This window comes from Bacillus sp. FSL K6-0255 (genome assembly GCF_045040725.1).
Classification (GTDB): Bacteria; Bacillota; Bacilli; order Bacillales; family Bacillaceae; genus Bacillus; species Bacillus subtilis.
The window spans coordinates 3,248,803-3,265,504 of sequence record NZ_CP150278.1; the positions used below are offsets into that span (position 1 = coordinate 3,248,803).

The following is a 16,702-nucleotide window of genomic DNA, read 5'->3' on the forward strand; positions in this document are numbered from 1 at the left end:
TTTAGCATAATTCAAATACACCGGCCGCTCCCATTCCGCCGCCGATACACATGGTCACGACTCCAAATTGCTCGTTTCTCCGTTTCATTTCATGGATGAGTGAGAGTGTAAGCTTTGTGCCCGTACAGCCAAGCGGGTGTCCAAGCGCGATTGCGCCCCCGTTGACATTCACTTTTTCTTCATCAATTCCCAATTCCCTGATTACTTGAATGGCCTGTGAGGCAAAAGCTTCATTCAGTTCAAACAAGCCGATGTCCTGCAGCTGAAGTCCGGCAAGCTTCAAAGCGCGCGGAATCGCTTCCACCGGTCCGATTCCCATCACTTCCGGCGGCACGCCGCCTACTGCAAAGGAGCGGAATTTCACAAGCGGGGCCAGGCCAAGAGCATCGGCTTTTTCCCGGTCCATCAGCATGACAGCCGCCGCTCCGTCACTCGTCTGCGAGGAATTGCCCGCAGTCACCGTCCCGTCAACGGAAAAGGCCGGGCGCAATGTCGATAAGATGTCTGCAGTCGTTTGCGGGCGAACACCTTCATCCTGAGAAAACACAAACTGTTTTTCCATAGGCTTATGGTCTTCTCCGATTTCTGTCACCGTCACTTCTACGGGTACAATTTCATCTTTAAATTTTCCTTCTGCAAGGGCTTTAGCAGCGTTTTGGTGGCTGCGAACGGCAAACGCGTCTTGATCCTCACGGGAGACGCCGTATTTTTTCGCGACTTGCTCGGCTGTGTGGCCCATGCTCATATAATATTCCGGTGCCTTTTCTGCCAAAGCAAGGTTCGGACGGGTAACATGCCCCATCATCGGAACTTGCGACATGGATTCTGCTCCGCCGGCGATCGCTGTATCGTAGGCGCCCAGCATAATTTTTTCTGCTGCATATGCAATAGACTGAAGGCCTGAAGAGCAATAACGGTTAACTGTAATCGCCGGAACCGTGTACGGCAGGCCCGCGAGCGCACCGATATTTCTCGCCATATTAAGCCCCTGCTCCGCTTCAGGCGTTGCACAGCCAATAATCAAATCGTCAATATTGCCTTCGTAACCGCCTGCCCGTTTCAGTGTCTCTTTTACACAAATCGCTCCCAAATCATCCGGGCGAACGGTGGCCAACGATCCTTTTTTTGCTTTTCCAACCGGTGTTCTTGCACCTGACACAATGACTGCCTCTTTCATAAGCTCCCTCCTAATTCCGTAAAGGTTTACCTTTCACAAGCATATGCTGCATTCTCGCTTGAGATTTTGCTTCTCCTGCCAAACTCAAAAACGCTTCTCTTTCGATCTCCAATAAATACTCTTCATCAACCTCTGTACCAAACGGCACTTTTCCGCCCGCAATGACATAAGCGAGTTTTTTCGCGATCTTGAAATCATGCTCAGATATATAGCCGGACAGCTTCATCTGCTCAGCGCCAAGCAAGAGTGCCGCATAACCGGTTTCTCCCGGCACCTTGACCTTTTCTTTTACAGGCGGCCGCCAGCCGGTATCGTATAAAGATGCGGCTAGCTGCTTCGCATCGTATAACAGGTGGTCTTGATTCACGCTGATCTGATCCGTTTCTTTTAAGATGTTCATCTCACGAGCCTCTTGAGCGGAAGCGGACACTTTCGCCATTGCAATCGTTTCAAATGTTTTCATTGCCGCATTCATCGGATCAAGGCCGCAGCGAAGATGATTGATGTACAGCTCTTTGTTTCCCCCTCCGCCAGGGATGAGGCCGACACCTGATTCAACAAGGCCCATATAGGCTTCGCTTGCCGCTTGAGTACGCGCCGCAGGCAGGCATACTTCCGTTCCTCCGCCGAGCGTCATGCCAAATGGCGCGGCGACGACCGGTTTCGCACTGTATTTGATCTTCATCATCGTCTCCTGAAAACGGCGGATCACAAAATCAACTTCCAAAAAGTTGTCATCTTGGACTTCCATTAAGATCATGGCTAGATTCGCGCCGACGCAGAAATTTTTCCCTTGATTGCCGATGACAAGCCCCTTGTAATTCCGTTCTGTTTCCTCTAATCCTTTGTGGATTATTTGAATGATATCAAGGCCGATCGCATTGCTTTTCGAATGAAATTCAAGAAGGGCCACATCATCTCCAAGGTCAATTAAGCTTGCTCCGCTGTTTTTCGCAATCACGTCTTTTGTTTCTTTAAGTGCTTGTAAATGAATTCGTTTTTTGTTTTCTTTCACGGCTCTGTATTCGCCGCGGTCATAATAAAATACCGTTCCGTTCTCTTTGATGTAGAAGGTTTCATTTCCTTTATCCAGCATCTCTTTTATCCAGCCAGGCATATCTGCTCCAAGCTGCTCAAGCTTTTCCACTGACTGCTTGAGGCCGATGGCATCCCACATTTCAAAAGGGCCCAGTTCCCAGCCGAATCCCCACTTCATGGCTTGGTCAATCGCATGAATATCATCGGCAATCTCGCCAAGCAGCTCGGCTGAGTAAAGCAGGGTTTGAGATGTGATATTCCACAGCAATCGGCCGGCCCTGTCATCCGAATAAATAAGCGCTTTCATTTTGGCTTTTGTCCCTTTTGCCTGTTTTGCCGCTTCAAGTGCCGGTGTTTTCATTTTTGTCCGCTCGCCGTAAGTAAGCGTCACTGGGTCAAGCTCATAAATCGTTTTTCCTTCTTTTTTATAAAAGCCTTGGCCGCCCTTACTTCCGATCCACCCTTTTTCCAGCATATCGTTCATGAAGCTTGGAAGGCGAAACACTTCTTTTTCATCGCCATCAGCTTTGTCATACACATTTCGGGCAACATGGGCGAATGTATCGAGACCGACCACATCAAGCGTTCTAAAGGTGGCGCTTTTCGGCCTGCCGATCAGCGGTCCTGTGATCGAATCAACCTCCCCGACCTGATAACCGCCTTTCAGCATCTCTTGGACTGTCACGAGAAGCCCGTAAGTCCCGATGCGGTTTGCGATAAAGTTCGGTGTGTCCTTTGCTGTAACAACGCCTTTCCCGAGGACATTTTCTCCGAAAGCTGTCATAAACTTTAAAATATCAGGATCCGTTTCCTTAATCGGAATGATCTCCAGCAGCTTTAAATAGCGTGCGGGATTAAAAAAATGCGTTCCGAGAAAATGGGCTTTAAAATCATCCGACCGGCCTTCAGCCATTTCCTGCACTGATATGCCGGATGTGTTGCTTGAGACGATGCTTCCAGTCTTTCGATGTTCATCCACAAGAGCGAAAATTTTCTTTTTGACTTCAAGGTTTTCGACAACGACCTCAATAATCCAATCTGCTTCTTTCAGTTTTTCTGCATCATCCTCCAGATTGCCAGGTGTAATATAGGAGGTATTTTTCGCTGATGTGAGGGGAGCGGGCTTTTGTTTCAGCAGTTTTTTCATCGCCTGCCGGCTCAGCCTGCTGCGCACCTCCGGACTGTCCTTCATCAGCCCCCTTTTTTCCTCTTCCTTTGTCAAATCGTTCGGCACAATATCTAGCAGCAGGACAGGAATTCCGATGTTAGCCAAATGCGCCGCTATCCCGGAACCCATTACCCCCGATCCTAAAACGGCTGCCTTCCGAATGTGTTTGTGCATGAGATATCCCCCTTGAACATTGAATGAATAGTCATTCATTTTTTGACTAAAAAAAATGAAACCCGTTTCTTCTTTCATCTTAAAAGATTTCCGGTTCGACTTCAATAGCTAATTTGTTATTTTTTTTGTATGAAGCCTATAAAAGTCGGGCAACTTAAGCCCGGAGGTGAAGGGAATGGTACGAGAGAAAAAAAATCCGTCTTCAGCGGCAGTCAGCGCGGCGAGCGTAAAGGGAGATGCCGGTCCGACTCAGCATTACGGCGGCGGAAAACGGACAAGTCAAAATCAGCAGTATAAAAAACATAACATGGAACAATCATAATGCAGCTGCTTCCCGCGGCTGCTTTCACTTTTTCAAAATTCCTTTTAACACAAACGCTGCATTGGCAGGCCGTTCGGCAATTCTTCTCATAAAGTAGCTGAACCAGTCCGTTCCATATGGGACATACACACGCATTCTGTAGCCTTCCTTGGCGAGTTCCTTCTGACGCTCCGGCCTGATGCCGTATAGCATTTGAAACTCAAATTGCGATGCGGGGATTTGATGTTCGGCGACGAGCTGTTTCGTAAATGCAATGATGTCATCGTCATGTGTGGCGACAGCCGTGTAGTTCCCGCTTAACAACTGCAGCTTTATTAAGCTCTGAAAATGAAGGTCCGTTCCTCTTTTGTCGGGAAACGCTACGGCCGCAGATTCTTTATAAGCGCCTTTTACAAGTCTGAGATTCGGCTTTAAGTCCCGCATCTTTCTGATATCTTCTGCCGCCCGGTACAGATACGCCTGAATGACCGTGCCGAGCTTCTCAAATTCCTGTTTGCATTGCCTGTAAATAGAAAGTGTCTGTTCATAATGGGAATAGTCTTCCATATCAATGGTCACAGCAACATCATATTGCTTCGCAACGGAAAGAATGGCGCGCAAATGAGTAAGAGCAAGTTCTTCTGAAAGATCGAGCCCGATTGAGGTCAGCTTAAGTGAAAGCTCTGAGTCCAATTGATGTTCGGCAATGGCTTGAATGGCTTTCTTGCATTCCTCTGCGACTTGGTTTGCTTCTTTTTCCGAAGCTGCATACTCGCCTAAATAATCAATTGTTGCACACAAACCGGATCTGTTTAGCCTTTTGACGGTCTTAACCGCCGATTCAATCGTATCCCCTGCGACAAACCTTCGTGCTCCAAGCCGCGTTCCGTATGCTTTTGCGAACTTGGTAAGTGTTTTATTTTGAGATAAGAATAAAAACACATGTCTCAACATCCGACTCCCTCCCGCCGTCATCTTCAAAACACCTGTATATAACTCCCAGTCTGAAGGAAACTATAAAATGAACAGAAACCAAAGGAGGATCACAATGGATAATCAGCAGCAATTTCAAATGCCGCCTTCCGTTATTTCGACAAAGGATCATTTGTATCTCAATGACATGCTGAACTGGAATTTGCTCGCGATGAAAAAAGCGCATTTCATGGCGCAGCAGTGCCAGGATCAAACGTTAAAGCAAGAACTCGACCGCGTCGGACACATGCATCATGATCACTATCAAAGAATATTAAAGCACCTGCAGCCAGGCCAGCAGCAGTCCGGCTACATCCAATAAGGAGGCGCCAGAATGAATCAGCAAAATCAAAAAATCAGCAACCCGCAGACACCTGTACCGACAACATCGGAAATGAATGACAGAGATTTCGTCAACGAATTGCTGACAACCGAAAAATACATGACAACAGCTTATTGCACTGCTTTGCACGAATTCAGCCACGAGTCTCTTTATCAGGATATTCAATCCATTTTTGATGAGTCACAAAAAGCGCAAAGAAAACTATATGATCTCATGTTCCAATATGGATGGTATTCTGTTGAAGCGGAGGATGCACAAAAGCTGCAGCAGTCCTATCAAAAATTCCAGCAGACCATTCAGCAGCAGTCTCCTTATCAGCAATAACAACATTAGTAAAAAGGATACGATGTTCTTTAGGGCATCTATCCTTTTTTTGTTTAAAATCAGTTGACTTTTCATTTACGCTTATTTATATTTAATAAGCATTAACTATTTTGTCATTAAAATATATATACAGTGTATGTAACAGAGGGGAAATGAATATGAAGAGTGCGGATCAGTTAATGTCCGATATTCAATTATCGCTTCAGGCGCTCTTTCAAAAGATACAGCCTGAAATGCTGGAAAGCATGGAGAAACAAGGTGTCACCCCAGCGCAGCTGTTTGTGCTGGCCAGCCTAAAGAAACACGGCAGCCTCAAAGTTTCTGAAATTGCCGAGCGTATGGAGGTGAAGCCAAGCGCGGTGACGCTGATGGCAGATCGCCTTGAACAAAAAAATCTTATCGCCAGAACACACAACACAAAAGACAGGCGAGTGATTGATCTCAGTCTTACTGACGAAGGAGACAGAAAGTTCGAGGAGATTCTGGCAGGCAGAAAGGCCATTATGGCGCGCTATCTTTCCTTTTTGACGGAGGAGGAGATGCTGCAGGCGGCGCATATTACAGCAAAGCTCGCACAAGCAGCAGAAACGGATGAAAAGCAAAACATGAAAAGAGGAAACGTATGAAAATGAGTAAAGAAGGCAAACAATCAAAACGAACGTTATTAATAACAGGCTTAATTATTGCCATGTTTTTTTCAGCCCTTGACGGTACCATTGTCGGAACGGCCATGCCGAAAATTGTCGGTGATCTGGGCGGTTTGAGCATGATGACCTGGCTGACAACTGCATATTTGTTAACATCAACAACCATTGTTCCAATTGCCGGTAAACTGGCTGATTTATTGGGACGCCGCATTGTCTATGTATCAGGTTTGATTATTTTTATGGCCGCTTCTGCTTTGTGCGGAATGGCCAACAACATGACGGAATTGATTATCTTCCGTGGACTGCAGGGAATCGGCGGAGGCATCATGATGCCGATGGCGATGATTGTTATCGGTGACTTGTTCACAGGAAAACAGCGTGCTAAATTCCAAGGTGTCTTTGGCGCGATTTACGGGCTGGCTTCAGTGATTGGGCCGCAAATCGGCGGCTGGATTGTAGACTCGTTAAACTGGAAATGGGTTTTCTATATTAACCTGCCAGTCGGAATTATTGCGGTTATTTTTATTGCCAGAGGATTACAGGGACGCCAGCAGACTGGCCCGATCAACTTCGATATCGCTGGTATTTTCACAATGATTGTCGGTGTGGTCAGCCTCCTGCTCGCCTTAAGCTTTGGCGGAAAAGATTATGCATGGGATTCATGGCAGATTCTTGGGTTGTTCGCTCTCGCACTGATCGGCATTGTCAGCTTTATCATCGTAGAATCAAAAGCAAAAGAGCCAATCCTGCCAATGTATTTATTTAAAAACAGAACATTTACATTTCTAAACTTGATCGGCTTCTTTATGAGTATCGGTATGTTTGGCGCCATTACGTTTGTTCCTTTCTTTATGCAGGGAATTGTCGGTGTAAGTGCGTCTGAATCGGGTACAATTATGACACCGATGATGATTTCTATGATTATCACAAGTATCATCGGCGGACAGCTTGTTTATAAAATTGGGATTAAACCGCAAATCATTACAGGCATGCTGGTTATGGCCGGCGGATTCCTGCTGTTAACGACATTGGATCTCGACACGAGCAAGCTTGTCGCTACATCTTTTATGGCGATTATTGGTCTGGGAATGGGTCTTGTTATGCCGATTCTGACATTGGCTTTACAGGAAAGCTTTTCGAAGGAGGAGCTTGGAGTTGTCACTTCATCCAGCCAATTCTTCCGTTCTATCGGCGGAACATTCGGCATTACCATGCTGGGAGCCGTAATGAATGCGAGATCAGGAAATCTATTAACAGATAAATTGGTGCCATATTTAGACTCTCTTCCGGCACAGGCAAGCTCGTTTGCCGCCCAGCTAAAGGGTATGATTGATACAAATCCGCAAGGGCTGCTGCAATCACTGTTCAGTCCGGACGCGGTCAAACAAATCCCTGCGGCTTTCTCATCCCATATTGTGCCGATTTTAAAAACATCGTTGATGGATTCGCTCCACAGCGTGTTTTATACAGGCCTGATCTTTATCGCAGTCGGAGCCGTATTCACCTTGTTCTTAAAACCTATCAAGCTATCAAATAAGAAAGCGGAAGACCAACAAGAAAAAGAGAAGGCGGCAAAAGCCGTTGAATCACCTTCCCATTAATAGAGCACCCCGCGGGTATCAATCCGCGGGGTTTTTTATTCAATCATCTGGGCTCTTCCATTTCCGAAAGACCAATCCTCAGCCTGATTTCCGGCCAGCATGATAAACACATCTTCTTTTCTGACACCAAGCTCGGAATGAATCCGGCTCGCGATTGAGCGGTAAAGTGCTTTTTTCTGTTCAGTTGTTCTTGACTGTTTCAGTGTAAAATGAATGTATATCAGTTCATCAGTTCGCTCGACTTGGAGATAAAATGGATCATAAAAAAATTCGCTTTTTTCATATTGTCTGATGACTTGGAAATAGTCATCTTCCGGCACATTGATTTCTTCAATCATCGATTGGTGGACAGTCCTGCTCAGTTTTTGAAGCCACGCTTCGCTTCTTCCCGACCGTAAATGAATCTGTACAAATGGCATCTCCCTGCATCCCTTTCTTTACAGCGTCTGTCCGCTGTCAATTGTGATAATTTGGCCTGTGAGTGATTCCTGTTCAATTAGTGAACAAATCAATTTGGCAACATCATCTGGTTCAGCAATACACTGCAGCAGCAAAGAGCCGATCATGCTTTTCATTTTTTCTTCCCGTCCGGCCCACCATCTCGTTGCCACAGCTCCTGGTGCTACACCGCTCACTCTGATTTCAGGCGCTAAGGCGTGGGCCAATGATTTCGTTAAACCGTGCACCGCTGATTTTGATACTGCGTAAGGCATAGATGAGCCGGCACCAGTTATCCCTGCGATGCTGCCGACGTTTACGATCGCCCCGTCCTTGCTTTTCTTCATGAACGGAACCACTGCCCGCGCGCAGAAAAACATCCCTTTCACATTGACGGCATACAGCTCATCCCAGACGTCTTCTGTCGCAGCCTCAAGATCATCCATTGGAATATGCCGTGTAATGCTGGCATTGTTGACTAAAATATCAACCGTGCCGTGTGTGTTCACGATTGCTTGAATCATATCCTGCACGTCGCTGTTTTTGGATACATCTGCTTGGATGGCGAAGGCTTGCCCGCCAGCTTTTTGAATCATTTCCACTGTTTCCTCCGCTTCTGATTGCGAGCGTGAATAATTCACCGCCACAATCGCCCCGCGCTTTGCCAATTCCATACTGGCTGCTTTTCCGATTCCTGTGCCGCCCCCCGTTACGAGAGCTATTTTGTTCAAGACATTCATTGCCGCCACTCCTTGCTGTTGACTAAAGTATATTTCTGATTCCATTGTAATCCAGCTTTGATGTTACGTATAATGATTGTTAAAGATACTAGATATCACTCAGATTGATAGTAAACGAACGGAGGAGTTCAAAATGGAAAGCGGAGATTTACGTGTGTTTCAAATGGTAGCTCGTGAAGGGAGCATTACGAAAGCAGCCCTGCAGCTTGGCTATGTACAATCGAATGTCACGGCCAGAATTCAACAATTGGAAGCTGAGCTGGGTACCACACTGTTTTTGCGCCATAATCGGGGCATGACACTTTCTGCAAGCGGAAAATTGCTGCTGGACTACGCAAATAAAATTATCGGCCTGCTTGATGAAGCGTCTAAAGCGCTCTCATCCTCCGCAGAACCAAGCGGGCCGCTTATGATCGGCTCCACTCAGACAACCGCCGCGGTAAGGCTTCCAAAGCTCCTGGCATCTTATTATGAAGAACATCCAAACGTCCAGCTATCTTTAACAACAGGACATACGCAATTTCTCCTTGATAAAGTTCTTCGTTATGAATTGGATGGCGCGTTTATCGGATGCGAATGCCATCATCCTGAGCTCGAATCCTATCCTGCGTTTGAGGAAGAACCAGTAGTTGTTTCGGCTGCCTCCGTGCCCGATGTTGAGGAAGCCATCACAAAGCCGATTCTCGTTTACAGCACAGGCTGTTCGTATCGAGAAACACTTGAAAAATGGCTGCGTTCCGTCGGTGTCACACAGCCGGTCATTATGGAATTTGGGACGCTTGAAGCAATTATCGGCGGGGTTACAGCAGGTCTTGGCATCTCGTTGCTGCCAAGAACGGTTGTGCAGAAACATGAAGCAGAAGGATCAATTCGATTGTACCCGCTGCCTGAAGCGCTCAGCCAGATGAAAACAGAGTTTATTGTTCGAAAAGATTCGTTTATCAGCAGCGCGCTGAGAACCTTTATGGATTCCTTTACCCCAGATAAAACGGCTGAATCACAAAAAAGCAGTCTGCTATAATGTACAGACTGCTTTTTGGCTATTGTTTGTTTCGATGCGCTTCATTTAATTCCTTAATATGCTGAATGATCTCTTTAATGCCCTGCTTTGCGTCGGGGTATGTCGCATTCCAATGCTTAGCGAGCGGAGGCATGCTCTTGGCTATATGCGTGTACAAAATCCATTGCTTCACTTCTTCTTTTAGCTCATCGTTTGTCTCACCAAGCAGAAGCTCAGTATACTTCTCCAGCAATCCATCCAGCTGCTCCTGAAGTTTTTGTTCCATTTTCCATCTTCCTTTCAAAAAAAACAGCAAGGAGCTTTCTCAATTGAAAGCTCCTTCGCTGCGTTATTTATCCATGTGATGTGAAAGCCGCTTCCTGGACAATGCATCTGCCCCTGCCATGAGGAATGCAAAGAGGCGTTCCGAAGAGCGGGTCCTGTGTAACCTGACAGTTCATAGAAAACACATTTTGCACAAGATCACAAGTGATGACCTCTTCCGGACGGCCTTCTGCATAAATCCGTTTGTCTTTTATGGCCACAAGATGATGTGCATAGCGGCACGCCAAGTTTAAGTCATGGAGAACCATAACAATCGTCCGGTCTTCCTTTTCATTCAGCTCAAACAGCAAATCAAGAATTTCAATTTGATGCGTCATGTCTAAATACGTCGTCGGCTCGTCAAGAAGGATGATATCCGTTTCCTGGGCAAGCGTCATCGCGATCCAAGCCCGCTGGCGCTGTCCGCCTGACAAAGAATCAACGGCGCGGTCAGCCATGTCCTCAAGCTTTGTTGCTTTAAGCGCTCTTTCAACTGCTGCCTCATCCTCTTTTGACCACTGCTTCAGCCAGTTTTGGTAAGGATATCTTCCTTGCTTCACCAGCTGATGCACCGTCAGCCCCTCAGGAGCCGAAGGACCTTGAGGCAGGATTGCGAGCTCTTTTGCGACTTCCTTCGTCGGAAGCTTGGCAATCGCTCTTCCTTCCAGCAGCACTGAACCGCCTCTCGGCTTCATCAGGCGCGCTAATGAACGTAAAAGTGTCGATTTTCCGCAGCCATTGCTGCCAATAAATACGGTAATTTCACCTTTGGGAATTGTTAAATTCAACTCATCAATAATAACGGCATCCCCGTATCCTAAGCTCAGCGTTTCTGTAGAAATTGCACTCATACCCATAACCGCTCCTTTTTGCTGGCTTTTTAGCAGCACTATGTATTGCACGTTTTCTATATACATGCTTTTAAGTCAATTATCATCAATGCAAGTGATTCCGATATTCAGCCATTTGATATGGTCATATATCCCTCATTGTAGCAGAAAACACTGACTTTGAAAATCATTTTCAATTAGTTTTATGGACATAATTGACGTTTATGGGTTTTTTATCACAAGATTACTTCTTGATTTCTCTGATGGAGCCGTCCTTCAGCTTCAATTTTAAATCGATATGATCATAATGACTGTCCAGATTAAATGCTGCCAGCACACTGTGTATCACTTCTGTTTCAGCCATTTGGTCTGTTACGGAAAGCTCGCTCAAAATCATTTTCATCTCATCCAATGCTTCTTCTCCCTCCTGATTGACACCGGAGAGCTTATCCTGTATTTCCGCTTTTTCCTGAGTTCCGTTCTTTGTATAGATTCCTTCATAACGGTTATGCTCACCATCCCCGTAGCTCACACGAAGCGAAAAATTACTGTAGGGAACGGACTTCAGCTGGGTGACGGCTGTATTTTCTCCTTCTGCCTGCTGCTGGTCTTCATTGAAACGGCAGCCCGCAATCAGAACCACTGCGAGACATACAGCCCCGGCTGCTCTGATCAAATGCATATGTTTCCCCCCTGTAGGATTCCATTTATTTTAGGTATATCCAGAGAATGAAATCCTCATTCAGAGAAGAATTGAAAAAGCCGGGGCATTTAACGCCACGGCTTTTTCTTTAAGATTCGGTCATTTGTAAAAAGGTTTGGGCGTCACGCACAGCCAGCTTGATGGCATTCTCCCAGAAATCGCGCTTCGTAATGTCAGCACCCAAATGCTTCATCGCCAAATCCTCCACTGTCATAGAAGCCGTATCGCGCAATAGCGCCATATACTTCTCTTCGAATGCGTTTTTTTCTTCAAGCGCCAGCGCGTAAATGCCAAGAGAAAACAGGTAGCCGAATGTATAAGGGAAATTGTAAAACGGCACCCTCGTGATGTGAAAATGAAGCTTTGATGCCCAAAAAAGCGGATGATATTCTTCTAACGCATTGCAGTATGCCTCTCTTTGCGCCTCTTCCATCAGCTCATTCAAGCGGCTGGTCGGTACCACTCCCCGCTTTCGTTCCTCGTAGAATCTCGTTTCAAATAGAAATCTTGCGTGAATGTTCATGAAGAACGCAACGCTTCTTTGCACTTTATCCTCCAGAAGAACAAGCTTTTCTTCCCTCGTCTCGGCCTGCTGGACAGTCGCGTCCGCCACTATCATCTCTGCAAACGTTGAAACTGTTTCTGCAACGTTCATGGCGTAGGAACGGTTTAACGGCCTGACGTTGAGCATTGCTTCCTGATGGAACGCGTGCCCGAGTTCATGCGCAAGGGTAGAGACATTTGAGGCGCTTCCCGAAAATGTCATGAAAATCCGGGATTCCCCGCTGTCCGGAAAACTGGTGCAAAAGCCGCCGACTCTTTTTCCGCTCCTGTCTTCCGCCTCAATCCAGCCGTCCCGAAACGCTTTTTCAGTGAATGAGGACAGCTTTTTGCCAAACGTTGAAAACTGGCTGGTAATGATATTTGCGGCTTCATCATACGAATAGACCTTTCCGTCAGAACCGATCGGTGCCTCGACATCGTACCAGCTGAGTTTTTCAAGGCCGAGCATGGATGCTTTCCGGTTCAAAAACTGAACGAACGGCTTCTTGTTTTCAGTGATGACCTGCCACATCGTATCAAGTGTTTCTTTTTTCATCCTGTTAATTTGCAGCGGTTCCTTCAGGACATTCTCCCAGCCGCGCGCTTTATAGGTTTCAAGCCGGAATCCCGCCAAATGATTCAGCGTGCTGCTGAAAATATCTTGCTTGCTCTCCCAAGCTTGGCGGAAACGTTCATATACTGTTTTTCTGACAGTACGGTCTTGATGATCCATCATATTCTCCGCCTGACCGACAGACAATTGCTTGTTTTCACCGTTTTCCTCATACGGGATCGTCATTTTCCCGACAACCATATTGTATAAGTCACTCCAAGCGTGATATCCGTCCACCGCAAGGTTTCCGATCAGTTTTTCCTTACCGGGGCTAAGCTTTTCGGCAACCCTCTGTCTTCTTTCATTTAATATGTAAGAAACATCGCGCAATCCCGGTTTTGTTAACAATTCATTCCACACGTCTTGATTAATGTCCACAAGTTTATGATCTAATGTAACGAGCGACGATTGAAAATCTGCGGAAAGCCGATTCATGAGTGCCTGATGCTCTATAGCCTTTTGATCATTGATATTCTGGGCCTGGAGGCAAGCAACAAAAGCGCCGGCCTGCTGAAGCTTGACGGATGTCTGTTCGAATAAATCAAGCAACGCGGTCAGCCCTTCAGCCTCTTCAGGCGATTCAGGCACCTGAAACGCATCAGTCCTGTCTTGAAATGCACGCAGACTTTGTGACAGCTTCTCAATATAACCTTTGAATTCTTCCGATTGGCTCCCGCCCTTAAAAAATGAATCAAGATCCCATCTTTGGCCTACCCCTTGCAGCGCCATATCACAAAACCCCTTTCCTTCTTTCGTTCTATTATAGAACAATTCTGAATTATTGTATAAAAATTTCTATTACAGGCGTCATTTCGTGTTCAGGATAGTACAATAGCTGTAGCAGTTTAATAGGAGGGTTAGGATGAATAAAAAAATAGCCATCGTGACAGGAGCGTCCAGCGGCTTCGGTCTGCTGGCAGCTGTAAAGCTTGCCCGATCATTTTTCGTGATAGCCACATCAAGACAGCCTGAAAAAGCGGAACAGCTTCGAGAATTGGCTGCAGCACACAATGTGTCTGATTCTATTCACATTACAGCTCTCGATGTCACCGATGAACAATCTATAGTCTCATTCGGAAAAGCTGTTAGTGCTTACACCCCGATCGATTTACTCGTTAACAACGCCGGAACGGCTTATGGAGGATTTATCGAGGATGTGCCGATGGAACATTTCAGACAACAATTTGAAACGAATGTCTTCGGTGTGATCCATGTGACAAAAACCGTGCTGCCTTACATAAGAAAGCATGGCGGCGCAAAGATTATAAACGTGAGCAGCATCAGCGGACTGACAGGATTCCCAGCGCTGTCGCCATATGTTTCTTCCAAGCATGCATTGGAAGGTTTTTCTGAAAGCCTGCGTATCGAGCTGCTTCCGTTCGGTATCGAAACCGCTTTGATCGAGCCGGGCTCATACAAGACATCGATCTGGTCAACGTCATTATCAAATTTTATGTCGGTGCCTGCTGACGATTCAGCCTATCATCAATACTATAAAAAGATCCTTTCCTATGTTCAAAAAAACGGAGAAGAAAGCGGAGATCCCCAAGAGGTTGCCGACCTCATTTATCAATTGGCAACAAAACAGCACATAAAGAATTTGCGATACCCGATCGGAAAGGGCATCAAGCTCACCCTGCTGTTCCGATCGCTTTTTCCTTGGTCTGCGTGGGAGTCTATCCTGAAGAAAAAGCTATTCAGCTGATCTAAATTATAATTATTATAATTTAGTATTGATTTTTATTTAGTATATGATATAATTAAGTCAACAGATCACAAGGAGGACGTTATCTTATGAAAACTGAAAACGCAAAAACAAATCAAACATTAGTTGAGAATTCACTGAACACACAATTATCAAACTGGTTTCTTTTATACTCTAAGCTCCACCGTTTCCATTGGTATGTGAAAGGGCCTCATTTCTTTACATTGCACGAGAAATTTGAAGAACTTTATGACCATGCGGCTGAAACAGTGGATACCATCGCTGAGCGCCTGCTGGCGATTGGCGGACAGCCTGTTGCCACAGTGAAAGAATACACTGAGCATGCATCTATCACAGACGGCGGAAACGAAACATCAGCATCAGAAATGGTACAAGCATTGGTAAACGACTACAAACAAATCAGCAGCGAATCTAAATTCGTGATCGGCCTGGCTGAAGAAAATCAAGACAATGCGACAGCGGACTTGTTTGTCGGATTAATTGAAGAAGTTGAAAAACAAGTGTGGATGCTTTCCTCTTATTTAGGGTAACAAAAAAGCTGAACCTTAATCGGGTTCAGCTTTTTGTTTTTTCTTAGCTTGAACTGCTTTCTGTCTGCTTGGTCAGTGTTGCGTTCAACGTTTTCGTTTTTCCCTTTCGCAGCACTTGGATTGTTGTTTTATCTCCGACTTTTAAGTCTTTGTAAAGGATCTGACGGATATCCGCACTGCTTTCCACGTCTTTACCGTTTAGTTTGACAATGACATCCTCAGATTTAATACCTGCTTTTTCTGCCGGCGAATTTGCTTGAACTTCTTTTACATAAACACCTTTGCCCAATTGATCTCCAAACAGGCCGAGCGTATTTTCCTGATAGGTTTCAGGAACTTGTGACATGTCAATCATCTGCACGCCTAAAAACGGACGGTCCACCTTCCCGTTTTGCAGCAGCTGGTCAACAATCGGCTCGACATCATTGCTTGGGATCGCAAATCCAAGTGATTCCACGCCGCTTTCGCTCACCTTCAAGCTGTTGATGCCGATGACCTGGCCGCTTGCATTGATTAATGGGCCTCCGCTGTTCCCCGGATTGATCGCTGCATCGGTTTGCAGCACGTTCATTTCCACCGTCCCCTGTGTTGTATCCACATCAATTGTCCGGTTCAGTCCGCTAATGATACCTTGTGTCACTGTACCGGAAAACTGCTGTCCGAGCGGGTTACCGATAGCGATTACCTTTTCGCCAGTGCGCAGCTGTGAAGAGTCACCAAAGCTCGCCACTTTTTTTACATTCTTGCCGCTGATTTCCAAAACTGCCAAATCAGTAATGGTATCGCTGCCGACAAGCTTGGCAGTTTCCGTTTCTCCGTTGTATAGCGTAACAGTCAGCTTGTTCGCGCCTTCAACGACATGGTTGTTTGTAATGATATACGCTTTATCGCTGTCTTTTTTGAAAATAACACCTGACCCGGTTCCGCTTTCACTTTCTGAGCTGGAGCCTCCTCCCGTGCCGAATGTGTTATTTTGAGAGGTTTGGATATTTGAGATTCCGACAATCGTAGGCTCTAAATCCTCTACCATATCAGCGATGTTTGATGCGTTCGTTATCGGCGCCGTTGTAAAATTATCAGACTGCACCTGTTTATTTGCGGAAGCGGTTTCGGTCGCCTGATTTTGGTCTGACGGCAGATAAGGCGCGATGCCAAGCATGAGGCCCCCGCCGATAATACCGCCTAAAATCGGGCTCAGCCATGCGGCTCTCCGTTTCTTTTCTTTTTTCACAGCCGTTTCTTGCTTTTCCATTTCTAAAGCAGAAGCCGTTTCCTGCCGTCCCGCTTCATACGACACAGGCGCGTCAAGCAATTCTTGTTCAGAATGTCCAATCAGCTTCTGGTTTTCTGTATTCTGCTGTTCTGTATGTGAAGGTTCAGTTTGATGTTGATCGTTTTGGCCATCACGTCGATAATCCATGTTCTTACACTCCTTTAACGGTTATTCATTTATCGTTACATATTCATCGCATGTACAAGTTCAATTGTCCCAATAATGAGGAGAAAAGCA

The 16,702-nt window shown here is 46.0% G+C and carries 17 protein-coding genes and 1 pseudogene; 8 read left to right on the top strand and 10 right to left on the bottom strand.

Going from position 1 to position 16,702, the window contains the following annotated elements; all coding sequences use genetic code 11:
• Position 1: 1 nt before the first annotated feature.
• Positions 2 to 1,177, bottom strand: a complete 1,176-nt coding sequence (locus MHB62_RS17005; protein WP_003228574.1) for an acetyl-CoA C-acetyltransferase — start codon at positions 1,175 to 1,177, stop codon at positions 2 to 4.
• Between the two features lie 10 nt (positions 1,178 to 1,187).
• Positions 1,188 to 3,557: a 3-hydroxyacyl-CoA dehydrogenase/enoyl-CoA hydratase family protein gene (locus MHB62_RS17010; RefSeq protein WP_220562295.1), complete on the bottom strand. Its 2,370-nt coding sequence runs from the start codon at positions 3,555 to 3,557 to the stop codon at positions 1,188 to 1,190.
• A gap of 175 nt (positions 3,558 to 3,732) precedes the next feature.
• Between MHB62_RS17010 and MHB62_RS17015 the strand changes: the two genes are divergently transcribed.
• The gene (locus MHB62_RS17015; protein ID WP_003240817.1) at positions 3,733 to 3,879 is read left to right on the top strand and encodes a YuzL family protein; all 147 of its coding nucleotides are present in this window, start codon (positions 3,733 to 3,735) and stop codon (positions 3,877 to 3,879) included.
• Positions 3,880 to 3,903: 24 nt separating this feature from the next.
• Here MHB62_RS17015 and MHB62_RS17020 read toward each other — a convergent pair whose 3' ends face one another.
• A complete protein-coding gene (locus MHB62_RS17020; protein ID WP_032722491.1) occupies positions 3,904 to 4,812 on the bottom strand; it encodes a proline dehydrogenase family protein in 909 nt (302 codons plus the stop codon).
• 94 nt (positions 4,813 to 4,906) lie between these two features.
• On the opposite strand from MHB62_RS17020, the gene MHB62_RS17025 reads away from it, so the two are divergent.
• The 4 genes from MHB62_RS17025 to mdtP all read left to right on the top strand — a co-directional run bounded on the left by MHB62_RS17025 (position 4,907) and on the right by mdtP (position 7,745).
• Entirely contained in the window at positions 4,907 to 5,152 is a 246-nt protein-coding gene (locus tag MHB62_RS17025) for a hypothetical protein (RefSeq protein WP_032722492.1), read from the top strand.
• Positions 5,153 to 5,164: 12 nt separating this feature from the next.
• Complete coding sequence (locus MHB62_RS17030) at positions 5,165 to 5,497, top strand: spore coat protein (RefSeq protein ID WP_003222766.1); 333 nt, start codon at positions 5,165 to 5,167, stop codon at positions 5,495 to 5,497.
• 158 nt (positions 5,498 to 5,655) lie between these two features.
• Complete coding sequence (gene mdtR / locus MHB62_RS17035; RefSeq protein WP_032722493.1) at positions 5,656 to 6,123, top strand: MarR family transcriptional regulator MdtR; 468 nt, start codon at positions 5,656 to 5,658, stop codon at positions 6,121 to 6,123.
• On the top strand, positions 6,120 to 7,745 hold the full coding sequence (gene mdtP / locus MHB62_RS17040) for a multidrug efflux MFS transporter MdtP (RefSeq protein WP_003228559.1): 1,626 nt from the start codon (positions 6,120 to 6,122) through the stop codon (positions 7,743 to 7,745). Before mdtR ends, mdtP begins: the two co-directional genes overlap by 4 nt.
• Before the next feature lie 35 nt (positions 7,746 to 7,780).
• On the opposite strand, the gene MHB62_RS17045 is transcribed toward mdtP, so the two are convergent.
• Both MHB62_RS17045 and MHB62_RS17050 read right to left on the bottom strand, forming a co-directional pair.
• The gene (locus tag MHB62_RS17045) at positions 7,781 to 8,164 is read right to left on the bottom strand and encodes a tautomerase family protein (RefSeq protein ID WP_015251261.1); all 384 of its coding nucleotides are present in this window, start codon (positions 8,162 to 8,164) and stop codon (positions 7,781 to 7,783) included.
• A gap of 18 nt (positions 8,165 to 8,182) precedes the next feature.
• Complete coding sequence (locus MHB62_RS17050) at positions 8,183 to 8,923, bottom strand: SDR family NAD(P)-dependent oxidoreductase (RefSeq protein WP_019712948.1); 741 nt, start codon at positions 8,921 to 8,923, stop codon at positions 8,183 to 8,185.
• Between the two features lie 133 nt (positions 8,924 to 9,056).
• Between MHB62_RS17050 and MHB62_RS17055 the strand changes: the two genes are divergently transcribed.
• Complete coding sequence (locus MHB62_RS17055; RefSeq protein ID WP_019712949.1) at positions 9,057 to 9,944, top strand: LysR family transcriptional regulator; 888 nt, start codon at positions 9,057 to 9,059, stop codon at positions 9,942 to 9,944.
• A 19-nt stretch (positions 9,945 to 9,963) separates the two neighbouring features.
• Here the strand turns inward: MHB62_RS17055 and MHB62_RS17060 are convergent.
• The 4 genes and pseudogenes from MHB62_RS17060 to MHB62_RS17075 all read right to left on the bottom strand — a co-directional run bounded on the left by MHB62_RS17060 (position 9,964) and on the right by MHB62_RS17075 (position 13,665).
• Positions 9,964 to 10,252 (bottom strand): annotated as a pseudogene (locus MHB62_RS17060) (YusU family protein).
• 24 nt (positions 10,253 to 10,276) lie between these two features.
• Positions 10,277 to 11,104 carry an ABC transporter ATP-binding protein gene (locus MHB62_RS17065; RefSeq protein WP_080015536.1) on the bottom strand — a complete coding sequence of 276 codons (828 nt, stop codon included), beginning with the start codon at positions 11,102 to 11,104 and terminating at the stop codon, positions 10,277 to 10,279.
• A 217-nt stretch (positions 11,105 to 11,321) separates the two neighbouring features.
• Positions 11,322 to 11,759: a YusW family protein gene (locus MHB62_RS17070; RefSeq protein WP_014477935.1), complete on the bottom strand. Its 438-nt coding sequence runs from the start codon at positions 11,757 to 11,759 to the stop codon at positions 11,322 to 11,324.
• 109 nt (positions 11,760 to 11,868) lie between these two features.
• The gene (locus MHB62_RS17075) at positions 11,869 to 13,665 is read right to left on the bottom strand and encodes a M3 family oligoendopeptidase (RefSeq protein WP_019712951.1); all 1,797 of its coding nucleotides are present in this window, start codon (positions 13,663 to 13,665) and stop codon (positions 11,869 to 11,871) included.
• Between the two features lie 133 nt (positions 13,666 to 13,798).
• Between MHB62_RS17075 and MHB62_RS17080 the strand changes: the two genes are divergently transcribed.
• Both MHB62_RS17080 and mrgA read left to right on the top strand, forming a co-directional pair.
• Positions 13,799 to 14,641 (top strand): oxidoreductase, encoded by an 843-nt coding sequence (locus MHB62_RS17080; protein WP_019712952.1) that lies wholly within the window; start codon positions 13,799 to 13,801, stop codon positions 14,639 to 14,641.
• 89 nt (positions 14,642 to 14,730) lie between these two features.
• Complete coding sequence (gene mrgA, locus MHB62_RS17085) at positions 14,731 to 15,192, top strand: metalloregulation DNA-binding stress protein MgrA (protein ID WP_003228537.1); 462 nt, start codon at positions 14,731 to 14,733, stop codon at positions 15,190 to 15,192.
• A gap of 43 nt (positions 15,193 to 15,235) precedes the next feature.
• On the opposite strand, the gene htrB is transcribed toward mrgA, so the two are convergent.
• Positions 15,236 to 16,612, bottom strand: a complete 1,377-nt coding sequence (gene htrB, locus MHB62_RS17090) for a serine protease Do-like protein HtrB (RefSeq protein ID WP_003228534.1) — start codon at positions 16,610 to 16,612, stop codon at positions 15,236 to 15,238.
• Between the last annotated feature and the right edge of the window lie 90 nt (positions 16,613 to 16,702).

Coding starts and splice junctions, on each gene's coding strand:
- MHB62_RS17005 (WP_003228574.1), bottom strand. CDS start 1,177: ATGAAAGAGGCAGTCATTGTGTCAGGTGCAAGAACACCGGTTGGAAAA.
- MHB62_RS17010 (WP_220562295.1), bottom strand. CDS start 3,557: ATGCACAAACACATTCGGAAGGCAGCCGTTTTAGGATCGGGGGTAATG.
- MHB62_RS17015 (WP_003240817.1), top strand. CDS start 3,733: ATGGTACGAGAGAAAAAAAATCCGTCTTCAGCGGCAGTCAGCGCGGCG.
- MHB62_RS17020 (WP_032722491.1), bottom strand. CDS start 4,812: ATGTTGAGACATGTGTTTTTATTCTTATCTCAAAATAAAACACTTACC.
- MHB62_RS17025 (WP_032722492.1), top strand. CDS start 4,907: ATGGATAATCAGCAGCAATTTCAAATGCCGCCTTCCGTTATTTCGACA.
- MHB62_RS17030 (WP_003222766.1), top strand. CDS start 5,165: ATGAATCAGCAAAATCAAAAAATCAGCAACCCGCAGACACCTGTACCG.
- mdtR (WP_032722493.1), top strand. CDS start 5,656: ATGAAGAGTGCGGATCAGTTAATGTCCGATATTCAATTATCGCTTCAG.
- mdtP (WP_003228559.1), top strand. CDS start 6,120: ATGAAAATGAGTAAAGAAGGCAAACAATCAAAACGAACGTTATTAATA.
- MHB62_RS17045 (WP_015251261.1), bottom strand. CDS start 8,164: ATGCCATTTGTACAGATTCATTTACGGTCGGGAAGAAGCGAAGCGTGG.
- MHB62_RS17050 (WP_019712948.1), bottom strand. CDS start 8,923: ATGAATGTCTTGAACAAAATAGCTCTCGTAACGGGGGGCGGCACAGGA.
- MHB62_RS17055 (WP_019712949.1), top strand. CDS start 9,057: ATGGAAAGCGGAGATTTACGTGTGTTTCAAATGGTAGCTCGTGAAGGG.
- MHB62_RS17065 (WP_080015536.1), bottom strand. CDS start 11,104: ATGGGTATGAGTGCAATTTCTACAGAAACGCTGAGCTTAGGATACGGG.
- MHB62_RS17070 (WP_014477935.1), bottom strand. CDS start 11,759: ATGCATTTGATCAGAGCAGCCGGGGCTGTATGTCTCGCAGTGGTTCTG.
- MHB62_RS17075 (WP_019712951.1), bottom strand. CDS start 13,665: ATGGCGCTGCAAGGGGTAGGCCAAAGATGGGATCTTGATTCATTTTTT.
- MHB62_RS17080 (WP_019712952.1), top strand. CDS start 13,799: ATGAATAAAAAAATAGCCATCGTGACAGGAGCGTCCAGCGGCTTCGGT.
- mrgA (WP_003228537.1), top strand. CDS start 14,731: ATGAAAACTGAAAACGCAAAAACAAATCAAACATTAGTTGAGAATTCA.
- htrB (WP_003228534.1), bottom strand. CDS start 16,612: ATGGATTATCGACGTGATGGCCAAAACGATCAACATCAAACTGAACCT.